This window comes from Pseudodesulfovibrio alkaliphilus (assembly GCF_009729555.1).
In the GTDB taxonomy this organism is placed as follows: Bacteria; Desulfobacterota; Desulfovibrionia; order Desulfovibrionales; family Desulfovibrionaceae; genus Pseudodesulfovibrio; species Pseudodesulfovibrio alkaliphilus.
Window position 1 is genome coordinate 20,602 of the sequence record NZ_WODC01000002.1, and the last position, 22,987, is coordinate 43,588.

Annotated in this window: 18 protein-coding genes; 5 read left to right on the forward strand and 13 right to left on the reverse strand. The window is 61.0% G+C overall.

All coding sequences use genetic code 11. The annotated features are described in order from the left end of the window. Positions 1-27: 27 nt before the first annotated feature. The 13 genes from GKC30_RS03830 to GKC30_RS03885 all read right to left on the reverse strand — a co-directional run bounded on the left by GKC30_RS03830 (position 28) and on the right by GKC30_RS03885 (position 16,660). A complete protein-coding gene (locus tag GKC30_RS03830; RefSeq protein WP_155932417.1) occupies positions 28-1,044 on the reverse strand; it encodes a molybdopterin-binding protein in 1,017 nt (338 codons plus the stop codon). Between the two features lie 323 nt (positions 1,045-1,367). Next, on the reverse strand, positions 1,368-2,168 hold the full coding sequence (locus GKC30_RS03835) for a formate dehydrogenase accessory sulfurtransferase FdhD (RefSeq protein ID WP_231117031.1): 801 nt from the start codon (positions 2,166-2,168) through the stop codon (positions 1,368-1,370). Between the two features lie 12 nt (positions 2,169-2,180). After that, positions 2,181-3,098 carry a formate dehydrogenase accessory protein FdhE gene (locus GKC30_RS03840; RefSeq protein WP_155932418.1) on the reverse strand — a complete coding sequence of 306 codons (918 nt, stop codon included), beginning with the start codon at positions 3,096-3,098 and terminating at the stop codon, positions 2,181-2,183. Positions 3,099-3,166: 68 nt separating this feature from the next. Further along, positions 3,167-3,898, reverse strand: a complete 732-nt coding sequence (locus GKC30_RS03845) for a 4Fe-4S dicluster domain-containing protein (protein WP_155932419.1) — start codon at positions 3,896-3,898, stop codon at positions 3,167-3,169. Positions 3,899-3,947: 49 nt separating this feature from the next. After that, positions 3,948-6,989 carry a formate dehydrogenase-N subunit alpha gene (gene fdnG / locus GKC30_RS03850; protein ID WP_155932420.1) on the reverse strand — a complete coding sequence of 1,014 codons (3,042 nt, stop codon included), beginning with the start codon at positions 6,987-6,989 and terminating at the stop codon, positions 3,948-3,950. 149 nt (positions 6,990-7,138) lie between these two features. After that, positions 7,139-7,525 (reverse strand): winged helix-turn-helix domain-containing protein, encoded by a 387-nt coding sequence (locus tag GKC30_RS03855; protein ID WP_155932421.1) that lies wholly within the window; start codon positions 7,523-7,525, stop codon positions 7,139-7,141. Between the two features lie 3 nt (positions 7,526-7,528). Continuing rightward, entirely contained in the window at positions 7,529-9,187 is a 1,659-nt protein-coding gene (locus GKC30_RS03860; protein WP_155932422.1) for an FmdE family protein, read from the reverse strand. 346 nt (positions 9,188-9,533) lie between these two features. Beyond that, complete coding sequence (locus GKC30_RS03865) at positions 9,534-11,156, reverse strand: NADP-dependent glyceraldehyde-3-phosphate dehydrogenase (RefSeq protein ID WP_155932423.1); 1,623 nt, start codon at positions 11,154-11,156, stop codon at positions 9,534-9,536. 692 nt (positions 11,157-11,848) lie between these two features. Further along, entirely contained in the window at positions 11,849-11,971 is a 123-nt protein-coding gene (locus GKC30_RS15115; RefSeq protein ID WP_269203805.1) for a hypothetical protein, read from the reverse strand. Positions 11,972-12,006: 35 nt separating this feature from the next. Next, on the reverse strand, positions 12,007-13,506 hold the full coding sequence (locus GKC30_RS03870; RefSeq protein WP_155932424.1) for a sensor histidine kinase: 1,500 nt from the start codon (positions 13,504-13,506) through the stop codon (positions 12,007-12,009). Further along, entirely contained in the window at positions 13,496-14,059 is a 564-nt protein-coding gene (locus GKC30_RS03875; RefSeq protein WP_155932425.1) for a YfiR family protein, read from the reverse strand. The genes GKC30_RS03870 and GKC30_RS03875 overlap by 11 nt, the downstream gene beginning before the upstream one ends. Then, positions 14,047-15,909, reverse strand: coding sequence for a TonB-dependent receptor plug domain-containing protein (locus GKC30_RS03880; RefSeq protein ID WP_231117032.1), 1,863 nt, complete (start codon positions 15,907-15,909; stop codon positions 14,047-14,049). Before GKC30_RS03880 ends, GKC30_RS03875 begins: the two co-directional genes overlap by 13 nt. Before the next feature lie 43 nt (positions 15,910-15,952). Beyond that, entirely contained in the window at positions 15,953-16,660 is a 708-nt protein-coding gene (locus GKC30_RS03885) for a response regulator transcription factor (RefSeq protein ID WP_155932427.1), read from the reverse strand. Between the two features lie 254 nt (positions 16,661-16,914). Between GKC30_RS03885 and GKC30_RS03890 the strand changes: the two genes are divergently transcribed. The 5 genes from GKC30_RS03890 (at position 16,915) to flgK (ending at position 22,960) form a co-directional block, all read left to right on the forward strand. Next, positions 16,915-17,769 carry a flagellin N-terminal helical domain-containing protein gene (locus GKC30_RS03890; RefSeq protein ID WP_155932428.1) on the forward strand — a complete coding sequence of 285 codons (855 nt, stop codon included), beginning with the start codon at positions 16,915-16,917 and terminating at the stop codon, positions 17,767-17,769. A gap of 316 nt (positions 17,770-18,085) precedes the next feature. Further along, positions 18,086-18,679: an RNA polymerase sigma factor gene (locus GKC30_RS03895; protein ID WP_155932429.1), complete on the forward strand. Its 594-nt coding sequence runs from the start codon at positions 18,086-18,088 to the stop codon at positions 18,677-18,679. Further along, entirely contained in the window at positions 18,676-19,353 is a 678-nt protein-coding gene (locus tag GKC30_RS03900) for a flagellar hook assembly protein FlgD (RefSeq protein ID WP_155932430.1), read from the forward strand. Before GKC30_RS03895 ends, GKC30_RS03900 begins: the two co-directional genes overlap by 4 nt. A 25-nt stretch (positions 19,354-19,378) precedes the next feature. After that, positions 19,379-20,923 carry a flagellar hook protein FlgE gene (locus tag GKC30_RS03905; protein WP_155932431.1) on the forward strand — a complete coding sequence of 515 codons (1,545 nt, stop codon included), beginning with the start codon at positions 19,379-19,381 and terminating at the stop codon, positions 20,921-20,923. 24 nt (positions 20,924-20,947) lie between these two features. Then, positions 20,948-22,960: a flagellar hook-associated protein FlgK gene (flgK, locus tag GKC30_RS15210; protein WP_367613967.1), complete on the forward strand. Its 2,013-nt coding sequence runs from the start codon at positions 20,948-20,950 to the stop codon at positions 22,958-22,960. The last annotated feature ends 27 nt before the right edge of the window (positions 22,961-22,987 follow it).

The following is a 22,987-nucleotide window of genomic DNA, read 5'->3' on the forward strand; positions in this document are numbered from 1 at the left end:
TGCAAAATTGACGAGGTGGACGCCCCCTTATTTGCCGAACGGGCAGACAGGGTAGCGGCAAACGTCACAGCTTGCGCAAAAACCGCCGTGGGCCAGGGCCACGATGTCCTCGCGGGTTATTTCCACTCCCGCCAGCAGGCGGGGAACCACCAGATCAAATATCGACGCCCTGTAGTACATGACGCAGCCGGGCAGTCCGAGGATGGGTACGCCGTCAAGCATGGCGGCCATGAACATCACGCCGGGAAAAGTCGGCGAACCGTAGGTTGTGACCTTGGCTCCGGTGGAGCGGATGGCCGTTGGTGTCTGGTCGTCGGGGTCCACGGACATGCCCCCCGTGACCACCACCATGTCAGCTCCTTCGGCGATGAAGGCCTGGATGGCGACTCGGGTCGTTTCCGGATCGTCGCAGGTCAGGCGCTGGCCCATGACTGAGGAGCCCAGCGCCTCGAATTTCCGGCGGATGACCGGCCCGAACTTGTCCTTGATGCGGCCGTGGAACACCTCGCTTCCCGTTGTCACCAGCCCGACATTGTGCCGCCGGAACGGGCGTACGCCCACCACAAAGGGATACTCGGCGCAAATGGCCTCCACCCGGGCGATTTTCCACTCGTCGATGACCAGCGGCACCACCCGCGTCCCGGCCACGGCTCGGGGCGAGGTGATCTGCTGGCCGTCGTGCATGGTGGCCAGAACGACTTCCTCTATGGAGTTGATGCGGCGCAGGGCCTCCACGTTCACCTGGAGCAGGCCGGAAACGGCCTCGAAATTGATGCGGCCCTCACTGACATCGGACAAGGTGATGCCGGGACCAGCGGCGGCGCGGGCGATGCGTCTTGCCGCTTCGTCTTCATGGATTCTCCCTTCTTCCAGGGTGAGGACGTAGATGTGCTCCTTGCCGATCTCAAGGAGGGCCGGGATGTCGGCCTCGGCGATGACGTGTCCTTTTCTGAAGGCGGGGCCCTTGCTCTCGCCGGGGACGATGCGCGTCATGTCGTGGCACAACACCATGCCCACGGCATTCTGGACTGGTACGGTCTTCATTCGGGCTGACTCCGCGAGCGATTGAGAGTGGGGGGTGGCGGCATTCTGTACATGGAGGGGGGGTGTCCTCTTTAGTATTGTGTCTTTTTGGGCATAATATATAGCCAGACTTCCCTTGTGACGATGCACTGTGAGGCGCGCCGACAATTATGCCCAATTTGGCACAACGTATCCGCGCCATATTAGTGTGTCAAGGGGCTCTTGGGAATTTGTTTGTGTCTATTTGAGACACTCTTTTTACAAAAAAGGAAAGGGGGTTTGCTGGCACCAAGGCAATCAGCGGCGGCCCAATGGGCCGTCGTGCGCCGGGGAGGGCGCGAAAACTAGTCCACTCTCGGGGCCCGCAGTCGCCAGCTGTGGGCGTAGACCGCCAGCGTGTTCTCACGGATGCGCCCGATGAGGGTGATGTTGTTGTCCTCGGCGAACTGGATGCCGGAGCTGGTGGCGGCGGAGAAACCGCACAGGATGGGGATATTGGCGGTCGCGGCCTTGATGGTCAGCTCCAAGGCGAGCCGGGAGGAGAGCATGGCTATGGCCGCCCTTGCCAGGGACCCTTCGAGGAGTGCCCGTCCGATGGCCTTGTCAAAGGCGTTGTGCCGTCCGACATCCTCGCCATAAGAGAGCAGTTCCCCGTGGACGGATATGAGCGCTGCTGCGTGGGTTGCCCCGGTGTTCTTGAAGAGCTTCTGCCGGTGTTCAAACAGGGCCTTGAATTCGAATATCCGCTCGGGAGCAAGACGCAGCGGATGCGGCGAGGGAAATATGCGGCGGATGACCTTGGGGGACTTGAGGACCACATCTGCAAGCGAGCCGTTGCGGGGGTGGAAGGCGACATTGAGAATGTCTTCCGGGGTGCGGATCATGGAGCGCGAGAAGAGATGGCCCGCGATCAGGTTCAGGTCGTCTCCGGGGGTCCGGGCCAGAACCATCTCGGAATGATCCTGAACCCGGATGCGGATATCCTCTTCCACCGCGATCATGTCCTCGTCAAGCCGCAGCGATCCGGCGGCGTATCGTTGCAGAGACCTTGGACAGACGAGGCTCGGCCGGGGCTGGCCGTCGATCCCTTCTGGCCGTGGTGCTTCTCCTACGCATTTGAAGGCGCGCAGCGGCATGGTGGTCATCCTCTGTCTTTCCTACCCATCAAAGCTGTTCCACAGTGTGCGCGTGATGGGGGTCAACTTGTTCTGGTGTGCAAAAATGTCCAGATGGATGAGGCCCATCTGGGCCACATCAAGCTGCGGGGGCGGGTCGCACTCGCGCATGTCTATGCTCAGGCAGTAGGTGTTGCACTTGCGACACGCCTCGATTCGCTCGTTGCCGACGCCTTCCACGGTCAGAATCTCCCGCGTCTCGCTGTCGTCGTTGCCGCATGCGGCGCAGGCGTTGCGCTTGACGCGCCACTCATGCCCGCACAGGGAGCAGTGGAGATATTTCTTGCCTCCGCCGCTCACCAGGTGGTCGAGCCCTGTGGACTCCTTGAAGGAAAGAAAGGCGATGGACGGAGACGAGCCACATACCGGGCAATGGCCCTGATTCCAGGAGTGCCTGGCAAGGGGCTCGCCCAGGCTGTCCGCAAGGACGGTCAAGGCTGGAGAGAGGATGCTTTCGGAAACAAACAGCAGGATGCCGGCTGAAACCGTTTCGAGTTTTACGGAGGTGTCCTCGAAAAACTTCCAATTGCCTTCAATGCGTGCCTGGGCGAGTCCCGAGAGGAGAGGCGGATCGGCAGGGAGGGCGGCCAGGGCCTCGCCCGCTGCCTTGTCAAGATGGAGCACAGAGATCAGCCTTGGCAGCAGGGTTTTGGCCGACGTTTGGAACAGCGGCAGCCAGGGGGCGAGATCGGCCCCGGCCAGGACAGGAGCCCCGGCAGCGAGCTTGGCCCCGTCGACCTCGGGCGGAGGGGGAGCCATGGCGGTCAGTTGGTCGTACAGCTCGGCTCTGCCAAGGAACAGTGGGCCGAACCTGTCGACCAGCTCCCGGTACGCAGGCACACGCTGCTTCATGGTTTCCAAAGTCGCCGTGACCGCCTGCCTTGCTGTTGCTGATGTCATGGGTGCTCCCTGTGGGCCCCGGGTCCGGACCGCCATCGGCTCTCCGGTCCCGGGGCGCGGTTGTGTGTCTACGCCTTGACCATGGCCTTGAAGGGCCGGGCCAGGGTGGCCAGGAACTGCTTCTTGGTCAGCGGGCCCATGGACGCCTGGGCGACGGCATGGGTGTGATAGTTCTCGGGCGCGTCGGTCAGCAGGTAGATGACGTTCACTTCTCTTGGATCAGTGAGCACCGCCTTGGGCCAAGTCTTTTTGACCGTGGCCAGACGGGATTCGGCCAGCTTGAGCATGTCCTCGCGTTCGCCAAAGCGCATGGCCCCGGTGGGGCAGACCTTGACGCAGACGGGCAGCAGACCTCTTTGCACCCGCTCGTTGCACATGGTGCACTTGGCGAGCAGGCCGGTCTTCGGGTCGCGTCTGGGGATGTCGTACGGGCACGACTCGCGCACCTGCTCGAACTCCTCCGCACTGAAGGCCGTGGTTTTGTCGGTGAAGATCACCGCCCCGGTCTCCTCGTCGTGGACAATGGTATCCTCATGGTAGATGTCGCCTATCTCCTTGCAGGGCGGCACCTCGCAGTGTCGGCACTGGTCCGGGAAGAAGTTCCACCGGATCACGTCGTTTTCGAGATGCTCGCTGAATCTGACGAGCTTGTAGTTGTTGGGGTTGAGGTCGGGCGGGTTCTGGTGGCTCCCCCATTGCCTGGTCTGGTTGGCGGGAAGCTCGTGCCATTCCTTGCATGCTATCTGACAGCCGCGGCACGCTGTGCAGCGGGATGTATCGATCAAAAACGCCTTTGGCATGACGGTCTCCTTTTGGTCATCGGGCGGCGCGGGCCGCCCGGTGCGGTCGTTAGGTTGCAAGCTCGGTGAGCTTGTCGGCCTTGCGGATGTTCACGCAGCACGCCTTGAATTCCGGGATGGTGGTGTTGGGGTCGCCCACCCAGGACGTGAGCCTGTTGGTGGAGTCGCCCGTACCCGGAGTCGTCCAGCCGAAGCAGAACGGCATGCCGATTTCGTGAATGGTCCGACCGTGTACCTTGAGGGGACGCATGCGGATGGTGACCATGGCTATGGCCTCCACGCGTCCGCGTATGCTTTCGACGATCACGCCGTCGCCGTTCTTGATGCCCTTTTCCTGTGCCAGTTCCGGGCTCATCTCCACATAGAGCTGTGGTTCGGCTTCGAGCAGGTTGGGGATGTTTCTGGTTTCGCCGCCGCCGCACCAGTGCTCGGTCACGTTGTAGGTGGTCAGCACGATGGGGTAGTTCGGGTCCGCGGGCTTGGCCAGCTTGTCCATGTCGCTGGACATGAACTTGTAGACCGGGCTGCTGAGCTGTCTGGAGAACAGGTTGTTGTTCACCGGGGTCTCCACCGGCTCGTAATGCTCGGAGAAAGGACCGTCCATGCGGCCCGGGCCATACAGCTGCCCGCCTCCGTGCACGGTCATGATGAACGGCATCTTGCCGTTGCCGGTGGCCAGCGGTGGCCAGCCGCCGTCGGGCACGTCACCCACCCACTTGCCGTCCTTCCATTTGATGACGGCCTTGGCCGGGTTGTACGGCTTGCCGTTGAGGTCCACCGAGGCGCGATTGTAAAGGACGCGGCGGTTGACCGGCCAGCACCATGCCCAGTTGGGATACAGGCCGATGGCTTTTTGCATCTCTGTCTGGGTGGTGTCGCGCCGTTTGGCCTTGTTGCCGTCCTCTTCGGTGAAGCTGCCCGTGTAAAGCCAATGCAGGCTTGCGGTCGAGCCGTCGTCCTGCAGGGCGGTGAAGGAGGGCACCAGTTGCCCCTTCCTGTAGAGTTTGTCGCCCACCCTGGTGTCCCTGGTGAAGCGGCCGTTTATCCGGGCGCAAAGTTCATCGGGATCGTACTTGTCCGGGTAGTCGAGCTTGAGCACGGCCTCGGGGAGCGTACCGCCCTCCTTGGCGTAGAGGGCCTTGACCCGCTGCATGATGCCCACGAACATGTCGCCGAAGGACTTGGCCTCAAAGGCAGGCGGAACCACCTGGTAATGCCAGAGCAGCCAGCGGCCCGAGTTGGTGACGGACCCTTCTTTTTCCAGCCGGTGGGCCGAGGGCAGCAGGAACACCTCGGTCTTGATCTTTTTCGGATCAGCGCCTGGCCGCTGCCAGTTGTCCGTGGTTTCCGAGTGATGCAGTTCCGAGGCCACCAGCCAGTCCAGGTTGTCCAGCGCCCTGCGCACCTTGTTGGTGTTGGGGATGCTGTTCATGGGGTTGAGGCCGATGATGATGCCGCCGCGGATCTGGTTTTTGTACATGCGGTCGAAAAGGTACATGTAGGAGTAGTCCCCGCCCTTCTCGATCTTGGGAAGCAGTTCGTAGCAGAAGCCGTTTTCAGCGGTGGCGTTGTCGCCGAACCACGCCTTGAGCAGACTGGTGAAGTACTTGGGCTTGTTCTGCCACCAGTTGGCCGAGAGCGGGTCCCTGCTCACCGGGGTGGTGCCCTTGACGTAGTCGGCGTAGGTCTGCCACTCGTTGTGCGGCATGTCCATGTAGCCGGGAATGATGTGATACAGCAGGGCGTGGTCCGTGGACCCCTGGACGTTAGGCTCGCCGCGCAGGGCGTTGATGCCGCCGCCGGCCACGCCGATGTTGCCCAGCAGCAGCTGGATGATGGCTGCGGACCGGATGTTCTGGACACCCACGGTGTGCTGGGTCCAGCCCAGGGCATACATGACGGTGCCAGCCTTGTCGGGTTTGCCGGTGGCTGAGAAGGCCTTGTAAACCTTGAGCAGGTTCTCGGCGCTCACACCCGTGGTGGCGGAGACGGCGTCAATGCCGTAGCGCGAGTAGTGCTTTTTCATGAGCTGGAAGACACAGCGCGGGTTCTTGAGGGTCTTGTCCCTCCTGGGTACGCCGTTTTCGTCCATCTCAAAGCCCCATTTGCTTTTGTCGTAGGACCGGGTCTTGGCGTCGTAGCCCGTGAACAGGCCGTCCTTGAAACCGAAGTCCTTGCCCACAATGAGCGAGGCGTTGGTGTATTCGACCACGTACTCCTTGAAATAGGCGCCGTTGTCGATGATGTGCTTGATCATGCCCCCGAGAAAGGCGATGTCCGTGCCGGACCGAAGAGGGACATGGAAGTCCGACCTGGCCGAGGTGCGCGAGAACTTCGGGTCCACGTGCATGACGGTGGCTCCCTTGTCCTTGGCTTCAAGCACCCACTTGAAGGAGATCGGATGATGTTCAGCAGCATTGCTGCCCATTATGAGGATTGCATCGGCATTCTTGATGTCGATCCAGTGGTTGGTCATCGCACCGCGTCCGAACGACTCTCCCAGAGCCGCAACTGTGGCGCTGTGTCAGATACGCGCCTGGTGGTCCATGTGGACGACGCCCAGGCCGCGCATCGCCTGATGGGCGATGGCGCATTCCTCGTTGCCTGCGTGGGAGGTGCCCAGCAGGAACATGGATTCGAGCCGGTTGACGGTGTCACCTTTCTCGTTTTTGAGGATCAGGTCCTTGTCGCGGGTGTCCTTGATGCGGCGAGCGATGCGCTCGAACATCCAGTCCCAGCTCTTCTCTTCCCACTTGTCGCTGTAGGGGGCGCGGTACAGGGGCTTTTGCAGCCGGTGGTGGCTGGTGGTCATGCTCAGCATGGCCGCGCCCTTGGCGCACAGCGAACCCTCGTTGATGGGGTAGTCCGGATCGCCCTCTGTGCTGACGAGCTTGCCGTCCCTGACATACCCGATGATGTGGCAGCTCACGGAACAGAACGGACAGACTGTCACCACCTCTTTGGCGCCGGAGATCTTGAGATCTCCCGCATAGGCCCGCACCGGGGTCAGATTGACTCCGAGCTGCCCGAGGGTGAGACACGCCGCTCCGGAGCCTGCGAGCTTCATGAAGCTTCGGCGGTCGATTTTCATACCTGTGGCCTCCTTGGTCTATGCCGCGCCCCTTGGCGCCCGGCAGTGTTGCGTTTCGAACAGACGATGTTCGGATACTGCCACCATAGCATAAAATCTTTTTATATCAATATGTTATATTTAACACAACGGCTGAGAAGGGGCGCGGCTCATTCGTATTTTTCCAGAGAGAAGGGAAGCATTTCCCGGCTCTTGCACAGGGCGTAGCTTTCGACCTCGCGATACCACTGGTCAAAGCTCTTGGCGATGCCGCTTCCATAGGCGGTGAGATGATACCCGGCGCGTCTGCTGTCAGCCCGTTCGATGAGCTTTCTGCCGATCAACTCCTCGGTGGTCTTGATCTTTCCCCAGGCTCCCCGGTAGGACATGCCCAGCGCCTCGGCCGCGGCCTTGAGCGAGCCGCACCGCTCCACCTGGCGGAGCAGTTGCAGGCGGCCCAGGCCGAAAAGCACTCCCTCCTTGGTTTCAAACCAGAGGTGCATGCGCATGGTCGGGCAAACGGTCTCGGCGCAATGGTTGGTTTCGGCGATCTGCATGGCTTACCTCCCGAAGGGGCACTTGGGGAAAGTGCAGGACGTACACTCCATGCACATTCCGCCATTGCCCAGTTTGGCGATGAGGGACCGGGTGATGGGCATGTCCGCCAGGAGGCGGGGCAACAGGAGGTCAAGGCTGGTGGTCTTGTGGAACAATGCGCAGGCCGGCACACCGAGGACTCGGGCCCGGCCGATGCGGCCGGTCAGGGTCATGGCCCCCGGCAGGATCGGCATGCCGTGCAGGGCGTCGGTCAGCCCGGCTTCCACCAGTCCCTGCCGGGTCACGTCGTCGGGATCGACGGAGAGACCCGCCGTGGTGATGATCAGGTCGCAGCCCAGTGTTTCCAGCTCCCTGGCGGCTGCCGCGATCTTGCCAGCCTGGTCGGGCGTGATCCGCGTATGGGCGATGACCCCGCCGAAGTGGGCGATCTTGGCCTCAATCACTTCGGCGAACCGATCCTCCACCAGCCCCTTGAATACCTCGTTGCCCGTGATGAGCAGGCCGACCCTGGCCTTGCGCAACGGTGCCACCGAGAACAGGGGGCCGGAGCCAAGGATGGTCAGCGCCTTGTGGAAGGTGTCGGTGTCGAGAAACAGCGGAATGGCCCGGGTGGCCGCCACCCGGTGGCCTTGGCGGATCAGGCTGTGGCCGCGACGGCAGGCGGCCATCACGCCGGACAGGGAATTGAAGGCCTCCAGCAGGGGCTCGTTGACAACGATCATGCCGTCGCTGCGTGCTACCATGTTCACGCGGCCCTCGCGGGGAGCGCCCTCGGCGGCTACGCCCGCTCCGCACATGAGCCGCGCAAAGGCGCTGGCCGCGTCATCCTCGTGGATGAAGCCTTCCGGGGCCTCCTGATCCACATACACGGAGAAGCGGCCCATCTGCTGCAAGCGACAGATGTCGCCCGCCGTCACCACATGGCCGCGGGAGAACTCCACGCCTTTGGATTTTCCGGGAACGATGCGCGTCATGTCGTGCAGTACGCGCCTGCCGACGCTCTGGTCCACCGGGGTCGAGGGGATGGCCGCCTCGACAGGCACTGCCATTGCGGCGGTCTTTCTGTCCATGTACGGCGAATCGCCGCCGCAACCGCGGCAAATGGCGCCATGAAAAGAAGGATAGGCGTCGCCGCAGAGCGGGCAGATGGCGATGGCTCCCTTGCTCCGTTTGTGGACGACCTCGGGCTTGACCTGCACAGGGGCCGCGGCGAGCATCTCGGGACCGTGCTCCCGAATCTCGCGGCGGAGGGCGTCAGAGTCCTGTTGGCTCTTGGGTCTGGTTTTCATCAGCCAGCACGCGGTGTGCGGGAAGTCGGCGAGTCTGGCCGGATCGAGTCTGATCCGGACGCCCTCCCCGGTGCCCTTGTCGAACAGGGACAGGGCGTACACGCCCGTGTTCCAGACACGCAGCCAGCCGTTGCCGATGGTACACGGGGTCAGCAGCTGAATCGCATCGGGCAGACACCACGAGGTCTCACTTACCGCGTCAAAGAGCACCCCCACGGGTATGTGCCGTTTGGCTTCCTCCACCATGTACCCGCCCAGCAGCAGCCCTGGTGCCGGATAGTTGTGAAACCATGTGGCCAGATCGACGAATGCGTCGAAAGAAAAAGTGTTCCGGGGAGTTGTCGAAGGTTTTCTGACGGTTTGCGTGTGCATGATCTTCTCCAGGGGGATCGTTATGCCCGATTTGGCATAATGAACCTCTAGGGAGAATCACCGAGATGCACAACACAGCCAGACTTGATTGAGGTTTGGCACCGAGCTCTGGGCAACCGTTTGTTTTTAAAGACAGTAATTATTGTCTGATTGGGGGGCGATTCGTGGTTCTTGGATTGCCGTGTTTCGAGAGCAGCGGCGGGCGCCATGCCGTCCCGGCCGCGTGTCGAAGGGAGGGAACACGCGACTCGGGGGCAGGGCCATTGGCCGGACCCGGCGAATCCGGGCCTCAGGCGAGGGGCGCTCGGGCTCAGGCTCTTGGGGCGGATGTCTTTTGCCGCCTCTGCTACATGATGAAATCCGTGGACAGGAAGTTGGAGCTGTGTTCGCGGGTTATGGCCGCCAGCAGTTCCTTGTTGCGGTCGGTTCCCTTGGCCGCGACAAGGGTGCGGATGGAGAAGCAGCGCAGGGCGTCGCCCACCGACAGGGTGCCCTCGGCCGAGTCCTTGCGGCCGGTAAAGGGAAAGGTGTCGGGGCCGCGCTGGCACAGGCAGTTGATGTTCACCCGGCAGACCTGGTTGACCAGGGGGTCCACCAGGCCCGCCACTTCCTTTGGATCATCGCTGAAGATGCTCAACTGCTGGCCAAAGGGGGATTCGACCATGTAGTTCACCGGGGTGGCCATGTCGCGAAACGGCACGATGGGAACCACCGGGCCGAACTGCTCCTCGTGATAAACAAGCATGTCCGCATTAACCGGAGAGAGCACGGCGGGGTGGAAGAGGCTTCCGCCGGATTGACCGCCTCCCGCGTTGACCACCCTCGCCCCATGCGCGATGGCATCGGACACCAGCATCCCCAGGTAGGTGCATTTGCCCGGTTCGGGCAACGGGGTGATGCGTACGCCGTCCTTCCAGGGCATGCCCATGGGCATGGCTGCCACGGCGTCAACGAAGCGCTCGACGAATTCATCCAGCCTGTCCTCGTGGACAAAGAGAATTTTCAGCGCCGTGCAGCGCTGGCCGCTGAAGGAAAGGCTGCCTGCCGCGCATTCGGCCACGGCCAGTTCCATGTCCGCAGATTTCATGACAATGGCCGGGTTTTTGGCTCCCATGCCCAGGATGCAGCGCAACTGGTTGGGATTGGGGTGCGCCTTTCGCAGTGCGCTTGCCGCGTCGCTGGAGCCGATGAAGGCGAGCACGCTGATGATGCCGGACGCCATGATCGGCCCGACCATGGAACGGCCTCCGAACACGACGTTGACCACGCCGGCCGGAAAGCAATCGCGAAAGGCCTCCATGAGCGGGACATACAGGAGCCTGCCCAGGCGGGGGGGCTTGAGTATCACCGGGTTGCCCATGAGCAGGGCCGGGATCAGGGTGGCAAAGGTTTCGTTGAGGGGGTAGTTGTATGGCCCCATGCACAGGGTCGGCCCAAGGGGCGCACGCCGGATCTGGGCATAAATGCCCTTTTCGATGACAAAGCGCGATGACGCCCGGTCGAGGTCCTTGAGCGCGTCCACCGTGTCGCGGATGTATTCCACCGTGCGGTCGAACTCGACCCGGCATTCGTCCAGGGGTTTGCAAATTTCCCACATCATCAGTCTGACGATGGCTTCCCGCTTCTCGATCATGCGGCCTGTGAACGCCTCGACTCGGCTGATGCGATCGGCCACGCTCAGGGTCGGCCACAGGCCCATGCCGTGGTCCCATGCCTGGCGGACAGCCTCCACAGCGGCCAGCCCGGCCTGGGCGTCGAGCTGCGGGCACGAGCCCAGGCGTACCGGCTCCAGCGAACCGTTTCGGCGTATTTCTACTGGAGAATCAATTTGTTGCATGGGGCCGTCCCAGTCGATGATCCGTCCTCCGACAAGGTATCCCCGCAGTTCGACGGGTTCGGGGAGCGCGTGCGCCTCTGGCACATCCTGAGCATCGGGAAACAGTGTCAGCATATCCGCATTCGTGGTCATCTGGTCTCCAAGTTGGCAGGTGTATTATGTCTTTGTCGGCATAATATCGGGTATCTTGGCGCAATACAACCTGTTTCTAGGAGTCCACGTGTGCGCAAATTAGCCCGCTCTCCCAGAACACTGGCCGAGGCTTGACGGCTTGGCAGTTTCGCCCGTCTCTACTCAACGCCAATCCTATTGGATATTTTGCGCTTGCACCTGTGTGTCATCGTCGACAGCCTATATTGACGGCCTCATTCAACAGCTTTCACCTTAAACAAAGGACATCACCAAGGACTCTAGCCACTTGAAAGAAGTCACTCCATCATATCGATTCAAGACTCCTGTGCGTATCTCCCCGGGGGATTGCGATCTCCCCCTTGCTGAGGCCGGGTCAAAAGGCTAGGTCATTCCCATGCACAAAGGACACGCCGAAACAGAATAGACGAATAAAATCATGACATTGCCGCATAGCCGAAAGATCAGGACTGCCGAGTCTTTCCTTCGGCAGCAGAATGATCAAGGGTTGCGGCTAACAGGCCGCAACCCTTTTTCTTTTTTATCCGGCAAGTTACGCGATCGTCTTCTTTCGGCGTGATTTGACCCCTCTGGGTCAAAGTGGTGGGTCAAAGCACCCGGAATCGCCTAGAGCGTCTTAGCCTTGAAAAGGCTTAGAGGCTCTGATGCATCTCAATGCGCTACCGCCGGAGACGTTACATGCCGCGAATCGCTCGTTCCCCATGGATGCTCGTGTCCGCATGACGCTGTTTCTGCTGGATTTCCTTGAACGCTTCCGCATGGGGAATGAGCATCTGGTCATCAAAGGCATGGTTCATGGTGACGAGTGTTCAAAAAGCAGTCGAGCTTGGTATTACGCCGTTCCCGTTTCGGGGTGGTGCCGGAAGGTGACGGTCATGAGGGTGCCGGACTCGTTATCTGTGTGCATGGTGATATTGGCCCCGTGGGTACGGGCTATGAGGGCGGCGAAGTAGGTGCCCAGGCCGGTGCCGTTCTCTTTGCCGTGGGTGACGTATTTCTCGAAGATGCGGTGACGTACTTCGGGTGGGACGGGCGTTGGGTTGTAGACAGAGACCTGTCGGCGGGGTCCGTCTTCCAGCCGTACCAGGACAGTGTCGCCTTTGCGGGACGCCTCGATGGCGTTTTGGATGAGGTTGCGGAGCATGGCTCGCAGCAGAGGTTCCTCGCCAAGGATGTCGAACCGCTCGAGGCCGACCACCTCGACGCCGTCAATCTTCATGTTCAGCAAGACGCCAGAGCTGCCCAGCAGGGGGGAGAACTCCTCTTCAAGAGAGCAGAGGGTCTCCACCATGTCCACCGGGGAGCGGCGCAGGGAATAGAGATTGTGTTCCATCTTGAACATGTCGAGATGGTTGCGGATCATATCGAGCATTCGATACCCGGCCGCACGGATTCGTCGGATGTTTCTGGCCTGCGGTTCGGTCAGTCCGCCTTCGGCCAGGAGCAGTTCGGGGTAGCCGATGATCAGGCTCAGGCTTGATTTGAGGTCGTGCCGGTTGATGCGCTCAACCTCTTCGCGGATCATTTCCGCTTTGGTCCGGCGGCGCATCTCGGCCATCAGCTTGAAATTGTTGCGTTCCAGTTGGCGGGTGCGTTCCGCCACCATCTGCTCCAGGTATTCGCGGTGACGCCGGAGTTCCGCGTCGCGATTCTCGATGCGTTCGAGCATGGCGTTGAACCCGGCAACGAGCATGCCGATTTCGTCGTCGCTGCGGTATTCGGCGCGTCTTGAGTAGTCACGCCGCCGGGCGATGTCGGCCACTGTCCGGCCCAGTTCGGCGAGGGGATCGGTCAGTTGCTTTCGGAAGCGGATCGCCACTCGGATGCAGATGACGAAGACCACGGCCAGGATCGCCAGCGCAATAAGCAGAGCCCGTCCGATGGCCGCCCATTGGTCAGCCAGGGATACGGTCAATACCAGTCGGCTCCCCGGGGAGGCCGAGGGTACGTCCTGGGTCACTTCCAGGCGGGCAAATGTCACCTCTATCCGGTTTTGAGGTGAAGTTCCACGGGGCGGCGGGGGCGGTTCGCCGTATGCCGCAAAGAGTGTATTGCCGTTCACATAGACTGCGGCTCCGTTCACTTGCGGAATAAGGGCCAGGGAATCCAGATTCTCCCGGGCCGCAGCCTGATCGTCGAAATCCACCGCTGCAGCCAGGGAGGTTGCAAGCAGACTGGTCAGCGAGTGGGCCCGTCGGGCGGCGTCCTGTTGTTGGGCATGGATGGCGAAGAGGAAGTTGAGAGCCAGAGCCAGCGCCAGGGCCAGCAGGGTGGTTCCGAGAATGGCCCACACCAGCTTGCGGCCAAGGGGGGTGAAAGCCTCACCGCGCATCGTCTGCCTCGAGATATATCCTGGCGAGTCCGAGTAGACGGGAGCTGATGGACAGTCCGGTCCGCTCTGCGGCGGCAGGATTGATCTCGAACCGCAACCGGCCATTCTTCAGGATGAAGTTGACCACCGCACCCATACGCATGCCGGAAGGGCTTTGGGTGACGGTCAGGACCGGGCGGTCCGTGACCGTTTGGAGGATGGCGGCCGCCGTGCGATCCGGGGTGCCGACCAGAATCAGCACATGACACATATCCACGGGCCATTGCACAAGTTGGAAGCGACCGTGGGCCAATCCATCGGTAAAGTGCGGCCGCAGGCTTTCGGCATCTATGGCGGCTACGATGATCGGGCTGCCAGGGGGCAAAGTCTCTGTGTCCGGCCAGACCACATAGCGGACCATGCGCTGGACGAACAGAGCCTGGAGCTGATCGATGGTGGCTGTAAGCCGCTGGTCCCGCGCATCGACCACCGAGGCCGGCACCGTGACCAGGAACACTATCAGGGCCAGGGCAGCCGCCAGTTGGATGGGGCGCACGAGGTTCAGAAATCCCATGTCATCCTCAGGTCTAGGCTCGGCCCGACCCGAAGCGGAGAAAACTGCTGGTGCGGCCCGGTCAGATTCCGGCCGATGATCTCAAGCAGCAGGGTGTCCGTGCAACGCCATGAAGCGTGGATGTCCAGGGAGAAGAAGCCGTCCACAAGGGGATCGGTGGGGCTGTCCGTATAAGCGGCGAGCAGATCAAAGCCAACGCCTTCCCATGGGGTGGTCAGGGCCTGGATCTTGAGTTCGCCCTGGGTGCCCTTTTCGGGCATGGAATCTCCCTTGGGCGGTTCGTCTCTGCTGTGGATACGCTGATTGATGAGGCATAGGGACGGACGAAGCGTCAGCCATTGCGCGGCCCGCCAGTCGGCCAGGGTTTCCATGCCGTATGCCGTGCCGCGCAGGGTGTTCTCAAATCTGGCGGTTCGATTCACATGGTCGAATTCGAGCCGCGTCAGCCGGTTGTATTCATTCACATACAGGGAAAGGTCCAGCCGGAGATCAGAAGAAATATCGCAGCGGTATCCCGCTTCGTACGAGATCATTTCTTCGGTGCCCAGGTTGTTTGGGGCGATGACGGTGTATTCGACACCATGATCGCGCAGGGTGTAGCTGCCGCCCCGTTGCCAGCGGGTGTCGGCCCGGACGGCACGCGAAACGGCCATCCATATCTCCGAGTCCGGCCGGGTGTGCAACAGCCTGGCGGTGGGCTGTATCTCCAGTGTTCCCGAATCGAAGAGGTCGAACTTGGACCCTGCAATGAAGAAGAGGCTTCCGGGAAGGATGGTGATCTTGTCCTGGATAAATGCGTTTGACTCAAAGGAAGAAGCATCGTTTCTGGCGATGGAGACCCTGTGCCCTTGGGAAAATTCGTCCCAGGCGTAGCGCGTGCCCGCTCCCAGGGTGAGCAGGTGAATTCCTGCCTGCCCGGCTGCGTACTGCACCTCAAGGTCGGCGGTGTTGAAGGTGCCGGTGAGGTCGCCGATGGCTTCCTGCTCGCGTGAATACGAGGTGCGCAGGCTGATCCCGGCATCCAGGCCGGTGGCCCTGTCCCATGTGAATTGGCCAAAGCCGGTGTAGCTGTTCTTTGACCGGGGATCATGAACATGGGGGGTGCCTGCGGCCCCGTCATCGATGCGCGCCCCGGAGATCTCGCCTTGGAGTGAAAGGGCGTCGGTAAAGGCGTTGGGCCAGTCCACGCGGAAGCCGGTTCGCCCCTGTTTCCAGTTGCTCGACCCGCGCTGGCCGGTGTCGCTGGTAAGCCAGTTGCCTGTTTTGTAGGAGCCGTCGGCATAGACACGGTAGTGCCCTGCCTCCCCCATGGATTCGCCCAAGATCAGGGTCTCGCCAAAGCCGGTCGTTCCGGCCGTGGTCACGCTTCGGCCGCCCTGGGTTTCGGCTGCGGATTTGGTGACCACGTTGATGACTCCGGTGAAGGAGTCCGACCCCCAGAGACTGGTCCACGGCCCGCGTACCACTTCTATGCGCTTGACTATGCTGAGAGGAACGCCGCTGGACCCCCAGAATACACCGCCAAGAGAAGGGGAGGACACGGGGCGTCCGTCCAGAAGCACCAGGTGTTTGCTTGAGAGAAGGCCATTGAAGCCGCGAATGCCCACGGCCCATTTGTCTGTGTCGGTCTGGGCCACATGGACCCCAGCCGCCAGTCTGAGCGCCTCGGGGATGGTGGTTGCCCCGGAACGGAAGATGTCGTCCTCGGTGAGCACTGTGACCGCACCGGCCACTTGGCTGAGGGGCTCGGCCCGGCGCGAGGCAGTGACCACCTCGACCTCCATAAGTTCGCCCAGGTCAAGATCCTCAAGCCGTCTGTCCGCTGCCTCAGAAAGGAGGGGCAGCGCCATAAGCAGCGCCCACAAAACGAGTCCGGCTCCCCGGACAAACATGCTAGGCCGCTCCGATCCCGGGAGTGGCCAGCAGATAGCCTCGTCCGCGAATGGTTTTGATGCTGGCATGGGTCCCGAGCTTGCGCCGCAGATTGCTCATGTGCACGTTGAGTACATAGTCGTCGAGGTCGGCGTCACGACCAAGGACTTTCTCCATGAGTTCCTCTCGCTGAACAATGGTGCCCGGCCTCAGGGCAAGCAGCTCGATCAGCCCGAACTCCGTTGCTGTCAGGTGGACGGGCGCATCGTCCAGGGTAACCTGCTGCGCCCCGCGATTGACGACAACGCCGCCTACGCGGATGTCGGTCATGGGCCGGGTTTTTTGTCCTGGTGCGTCGAGGCGGCCACCTGCCCAGCGGCGCAACACCGCGCGCATCCTGGCCAGTAGTTCACGCAGAGGAAACGGTTTGGACACATAGTCGTCCGCTCCCATCTCAAGACCTACCACTCGGTCGATCTCCTCTCCTCGGCCGGTGAGCATAATCACCGGCAGCGAGCACTCTGTTCGAAGTCGCGAGAGGACATTGAAGCCGCTTGTGTCCGGCAGCATGATGTCAAGCAGAATCAGGCAGTAAGGCTCGGCCATGGCCTGCCTGAGCCCGGAATCGCCATCAAGGGCGGCGTCAACGGTGAATCCTTCGCCCGCCAGATAGGCGGACAGCATCTCGGCCAGCTCAATGTCGTCATCGATCAGCAACACCTTTTTCATGGCTTACTCCTTTGGGTCAATAGTAAACATTCACCATCAATAAATGAACTTTTTTATTGTAAAGAAGTGTTAATAGTGTAACTAAGTGTAAATTTTCAATGTAGAAGGTTAATACTTCAATGTACCACTTGGTAGGAATTATTTTCCTACCATGAACGATGTGTCGTTTTGCCTCCGTATAAATGGGCATCAAAAGCATTGCTTATGTCGAGCAGTGCGAACGCATGGATGCATTACCATTCAAGGAGGAACACATGTCATTAGTCGTCAACAACAACCTGATGGCTGCAAATGCCGCCCGCAATCTGAACACGGCCTACGGAGCTCTGAGTACATCCACAGAGCGTCTGTCGTCCGGGCTGCGCATCAACTCGTCCGCCGACGACGCCGCCGGGCTGGCCGTGCGCGAGCTGATGCGCTCGGACATTGCCACCCTCAACCAGGGAATACGCAACGCCAACGACGGCATCTCCATGATCCAGACCGCCGATGGAGCGCTGGGGGTGGTGGATGAGAAGCTCATTCGGATGAAGGAGCTGGCCGAGCAGGCGGCCACAGGCACCTACACCGATGGTCAGCGGCTGATCATCGACTCCGAGTACCAGGCCATGGCCTCGGAGATCACCCGTATTGCCAATGCCACGGACTTCAACGGCATTCACCTGCTCAATGGAAACCTGGGTGGGGAAGGTCTGACCATCCACTTTGGCACCGGGAACGACGAGGCCGAGGACAAGTATGCTGTGACCATCGACAATTGCACGGCCGAGGCCCTGGGGCTTGGGCTCGGTTCAGGCACTGGCGCGGGCTCCACGGTTTCAACCCAGGCCATGGCTCAGGCCGCCTTGGAGGCCCTGGACAACGCCATCACCTCCAAGGACAAGGTGCGAGCCAACCTCGGTGCCATGGAGAACCGCCTGTCCGCCACCATCTCAAACCTGGAGATCCAGGCTGAGAATCTGCAGGCTGCGGAGTCGCGCATCTCGGATGTGGATGTGGCCACAGAGATGACCGAGTACACCAAGCAGCAGATCATCACCCAGTCGGCCGTCGCCATGCTTTCCCAGGCCAACTCGTTGCCGCAGATGGCACTGTCTCTCATCGGTTAACCTTCCATCGCTCCTGCGGCCGGCCCCTGGTTCGGGGCCGGCCGCGCCCGCTCCCTTGCCCCGAACACGTCTCATGCCAGCAGTACCCGGCAGGAAAAAGCTGCCCCAGCCTCTTGGCGACTGGTGCCGCCGCAGCCGCTGCCGTCGTCCTCAGCCCGGAGATCAAGAGCTCGCGGTGTCATCCATATGAATTTTTCTCATGACCCTGAAGATGGTCCAAACAAACAACGCAGTGTCTGAATTTTGAAAACATAATCAAAACTAATTTTGATGGAAAGCTGATGTGTTGAGGCATGTCTGTTGCTCATTGAAGCGCATGAGAGTTGAGATCACGCATACAAGCTCCGATGAGGAGCATGATGTAAGGGAAATGTCGTATGATGATTTCTTCGATCAATACTCAGGTATAATATTTAAAATTTTACATTCTTTCATCAGATGCAAAAATTTACCACTCAGGAATGAAGATGTAGATGATATTTTTCAAGAAGTTGCGATAAAAATTATGAAATACGAGTACATATCCAGGTACGATAAAGAGAAAAGCTCGCTTGTTACTTGGGTCAACATCATCTGCCGAACAACGGCCATCGACTACTCAAGGAAGATGATGCGTTGGAGGACGGGGAGTTGGCTCGGTGGGTCGGAGTCTTGCGTTGTTTCGGAGGAGAGGGGCGCCAGTCTGAACCTGCCGCCCGGTGTGCTTACCGACCGGCAGGAGGAGATCCTTTCCCTGTTCTTTGGAGAAGATATGGAGGCCGGGGAGATTTCCGACAGGCTCGGCATATCGCCCCAAACTGTTCGCAGTCTCAAATCTCAGGCCCTGGAAAGACTGCGCCGACATCACGCAACCGCCGCGGCCCGCATTGATGATCGGAGCGCGGAAGAGACACGGAGGACCGTCTCATGAGCGTCGAAACAACCAGTTACTATGATGCCTTGCTTGCTTCGTCTTCCGAATCCACGAGCACATCCTCGTCGTCCACTTCCCTCGACTCGACGGATTTCCTGACCCTGCTCATCACCCAGCTCCAATACCAGGACCCAACCGATCCGGTGGACAACAGCGAGATGATCAGCCAGATGGCCCAGTTTTCCCAGCTTGAGCAACTGACTTCCATCAACGACAAGCTCGATGGGCTGGCCGACAACCTGAGCGCCTCGGCAGTCACCAGCGGCTTGAGCTATCTCGGCCGCGAGGTGGAGGCGTCGGGCTACACCGTGAGCAAATCCGGCGACAATGTCAGCTCGCTTTACCTTGCCCTGGACGATGCCGCCGAAACCCTCACCATCAACATCTACAACTCCAGCGGCACCATCGTGGGCACCGAAACCCTCGGCTCCCTCGACTCCGGCAACTATTCGTTCGTTTGGGATGGCCTTGACTACGACGGAACCGAGGCTGCCGACGGCATCTACTACATGGTGGTCTCGGCCGAGGACGCCAACGGGGCCTCGGTTGATGTGCGTACATCCACCACTGGCACGGTGGCCGGTCTCAGCTCCACCGACGACGGCATTGTGCTCATTCTCGACGACGGCCGCACCGTGTTCATGGCCGACGTTACCCTGGTCACCACCTAGGCTTTCATCACATGGAGGTTCAGTCATGAGTATCACAGGATCAATGTACACCGGCATCTCCGGGCTCAAGGCCCAGAGCCAGGCCACATCGGTGGTCAGCAACAACCTCGCCAACGCCAGCACCACGGCCTACAAAAGTTCGTCCATCGCCTTTCAGGATGTCTTCTACAGCACCATCTATTCGGGAGGCAGCGTGGATCAGATCGGCAACGGCGTATCCGTGGCCTCTGTCAACACTGACTACTCCCAGGGCGCCTACGCCACCACCAACTCGGCCACGGACGTGGCCATCACTGGCGAAGGGTTCTATGTGGTCATCGACCCGGACACGGGCAACACCTACTACACCCGTGCGGGCAACTTCATTTTCAACAACCAGGGTTATCTGGTGGATTCCCATGGCAACCGGGTCCAGGGGTGGGCCATGGACGGCAGCTCCATCTCCGGGTCGCTGACCAACATCGTCATCGACCAGTCCCAGTCGCCGCCCAGCGCCACCACTGCGGTCTCCTTCTCCCTCAACCTCGACTCCACCGAGTCAGACCATTCCACCTCGGCGACCAATCCCTATGCCGCGCTTTTCGAACGCTACGACGGCACGGCCGAAACGCCCCTTGGGGATTCCACCTACGCCTACTCGACCACCATCAGTGTGTACGACGAGAACGGTTCGGCCCACGACCTGACCGTCTACTTCGACCCGGTCGAGACCGACGACGGCACCATCGTCTGGGAGTATGTGGTCACCAGCAACCCAAGCGAGGACAAGCGCGATTTCGGGGGCACCGAAATGAGCACCACCAGCGGCGCGGGAATGCTCATGACCGGGACCATCACCTTCAGCTCGTCGGGCAACATCACCTCGCTGACCGCCTTCACCCTCTCGGAAATGCCCAGCGATCCAAGCGATCCCCTGGCCGCAGAGAACTGGGAACTGGCCGAGTTCGACAAGAACGGCTACCCCGTCTTTCTCGCCGACTTCACCGGGGGCGGCGGCCAGACCATCTCCATGAACCTTGGCATGTACAACTCCGACACCACGGGAACCGGGTGGGACACCTCCGGCGGCATCACCTCGCTGGCCGACATGACAACGGCGACCACTCCCGGGGAACTGCCTTCCTTCAACAACGGTATCGTACGCACAAGCGCCACCACCAGCACGTCGCTGAACAACGCCACCTACAGCCTGTCGCAGGACGGCTACGCCCCTGGCGTACTCGTCGGCGTGTCCATCAATGAAAACGGCGTGCTTTCGGGTAGCTATACCAACGGGCAGACCAGGAATCTCTACACCATAGCCCTGGCCGATTTTGCCAATACCCAGGGGCTGCTGGCTCAGGGCAGCAACCTCTATTCGGCCACCACCGAGTCGGGGCAGGCGTTCATCGGCACCCCGGGGTCCGCCGGGTTCGGAACCCTCGCGTCCTACTCGTTGGAGCAGTCCAATGTGGACACCGCCACCGAGCTGACCAACATGATCATCCTCCAGGCGGTCTATCAGGCCAACGCCAAGGTCATCACAACGGCAGACACCCTGCTCTCGGCCGCCATCAACATGAAGCGCTAGCGGAAAACTCCGGGGAGGCCCGCCGTGATCAACAACCTCTACAACATCGCGTCCAACGCCCTGAAGAATGCGCAAACCTCGGTCAACAACGCATCCAACAATGTCGCCAATGCGGACACGGCAGGCTACCAGCGCACCCAGACCGTCTACGAGACCGGCAACTCCATCACCATCTACGGTCTGGCGATGGGCACCGGGGCAAACATTGCCGCCATCGTCTCTCTCAAGGACAAGTTTGTGGAGGCCCAGTATCTCGACGCCTCGGCCGATCTGAGCCGCGAGAATGCCGCCTTGACCTACCTTGGTCAGCTCGATTCGCTCTTCAACCAGGCCGAGGGCGGTTTGAGCGAGGCCTTGAGCGACTACTTTGATGCCTGGAACGAGCTGACAACGGACCCGGATTCCCTGGCTGGTCGCGAGGCATTGTTGGGCGCGGCCCAGACCCTTGTTTACGCCCTCAATTCGACCGCAAGCCAGCTTGATTCCATGGTCGATGCCGTCAACGCGGAAATCAAGGACGCGGTGAGTTCGGCCAACCAGCTCATCGTGGACATCGCCAAGGCAAACGCGGGCGTCGCGGCCAATCCCGGCGACAATCAGCTCATATCGGATCGCGACCAGATGATTCGCGAACTCAACGCCATCATCGGCGTGGACGTTATCGAACAGGAGAACGGCATGGTCACCATCCTCACCGACGAGGGGTACAACCTGGTGGACGGCACCGAGACACACTTGCTGGTTTACGCCACGGACAGGAGCACCCAATCGTTGATGCGCGGCTCTGCCTACGACGGGGAGCTGGCCTTCTCCGGCTCTTCCAGTGAGGAGATCGTCATCGAGTTTGTCTCCTCGGGCGCGGACGGCACGGCCCAGTTCAAGGCGTCCCTTGACGGAGGCAAGACATGGCTCGCTGACGATAGCGGCGATACCATGCTCTTCACCTCGGGCGACGCCGACTCCCCGGTGACCATCGCGGGTGTTGACATATGGTTCGACGGCGGCACTGCGGACCATGCCGCGGGCGACACCTACACCATCGTGCCCAAGTCGGGGGTGTACTGGGAATCCGGCGACGGCAGGCTGGTGAATATCACCCCCCTGACCGACGCGAGCGGAACAGCGGTGGGCGGGCGCACATCCAGCGGTGCACTGGCGGGGCTCTTCGCCGCCCGCGACGACGCCATCCTGCCCACGGGCAGCGGCCTGGACGACTTGGCCGAGGCCCTGGCCTGGGAGGTCAACGCCATCCATTCTACCGGGGCGGGCCTGACGCATCACGAGACCCTGACCGGCAGCTACGCGGCCGACAGGACCGATGCGCCCCTCGAACAAAGCGGACTTCCCTTTGCCGACAGGATCAAGGATGGGGAACTGGAACTCGTGACCTACGACGCGGACGGCGCGGTCTCGACATCGGCCATCATCGCCGTGGATCCCGAGATCGACTCCCTCGACGACCTGGCCACCTCCATCACCCTGGCAATGGGCGGAGAATTGACCGCCAGCGTGAATGCCGACGGGCAACTGGTCCTGAGCACGGGGTCGGCCGCGGGGTTCGAGATCGCGTCGGATTCCTCGGGACTGCTGGCCGCCTTGGGGCTGAACACCTTTTTCACAGGTTCCGATGCCTCGGATATCGCCGTCAACGCCCATGCGTCAGCCAACATCTCGGCCATCAATGCAGGCTCTCTGGGCTCCGATGGGTTGGCGGCGTCCGGGGCCAACGACGTGGCCGAGGCAATTGCGGCCCTGTCAGACACATCGGTGCAGGTGGGCGGACAGGAGCGCAGCATGAGCGCCCATTTTGCCGCCCTGGTCGCCTCGGTGGGCTCGGCCGCCTCGTCCGCCACCCTGCGGGCGACCTATGCCTCCACCTCGGCCGACTACTACTACCAGCAGCAAGCCTCGGCCAGCGAGGTGAACGTGGACGAGGAACTGATCGATCTCATCAAATTCCAGCAGGCCTACAAGGCCGCCGCCCAGATGATCACCATCACCCGTTCCATGATGGATACCGTTTTGGACATGGTCTAACGCCGACAAGGCCGGATAGCAGGAGCA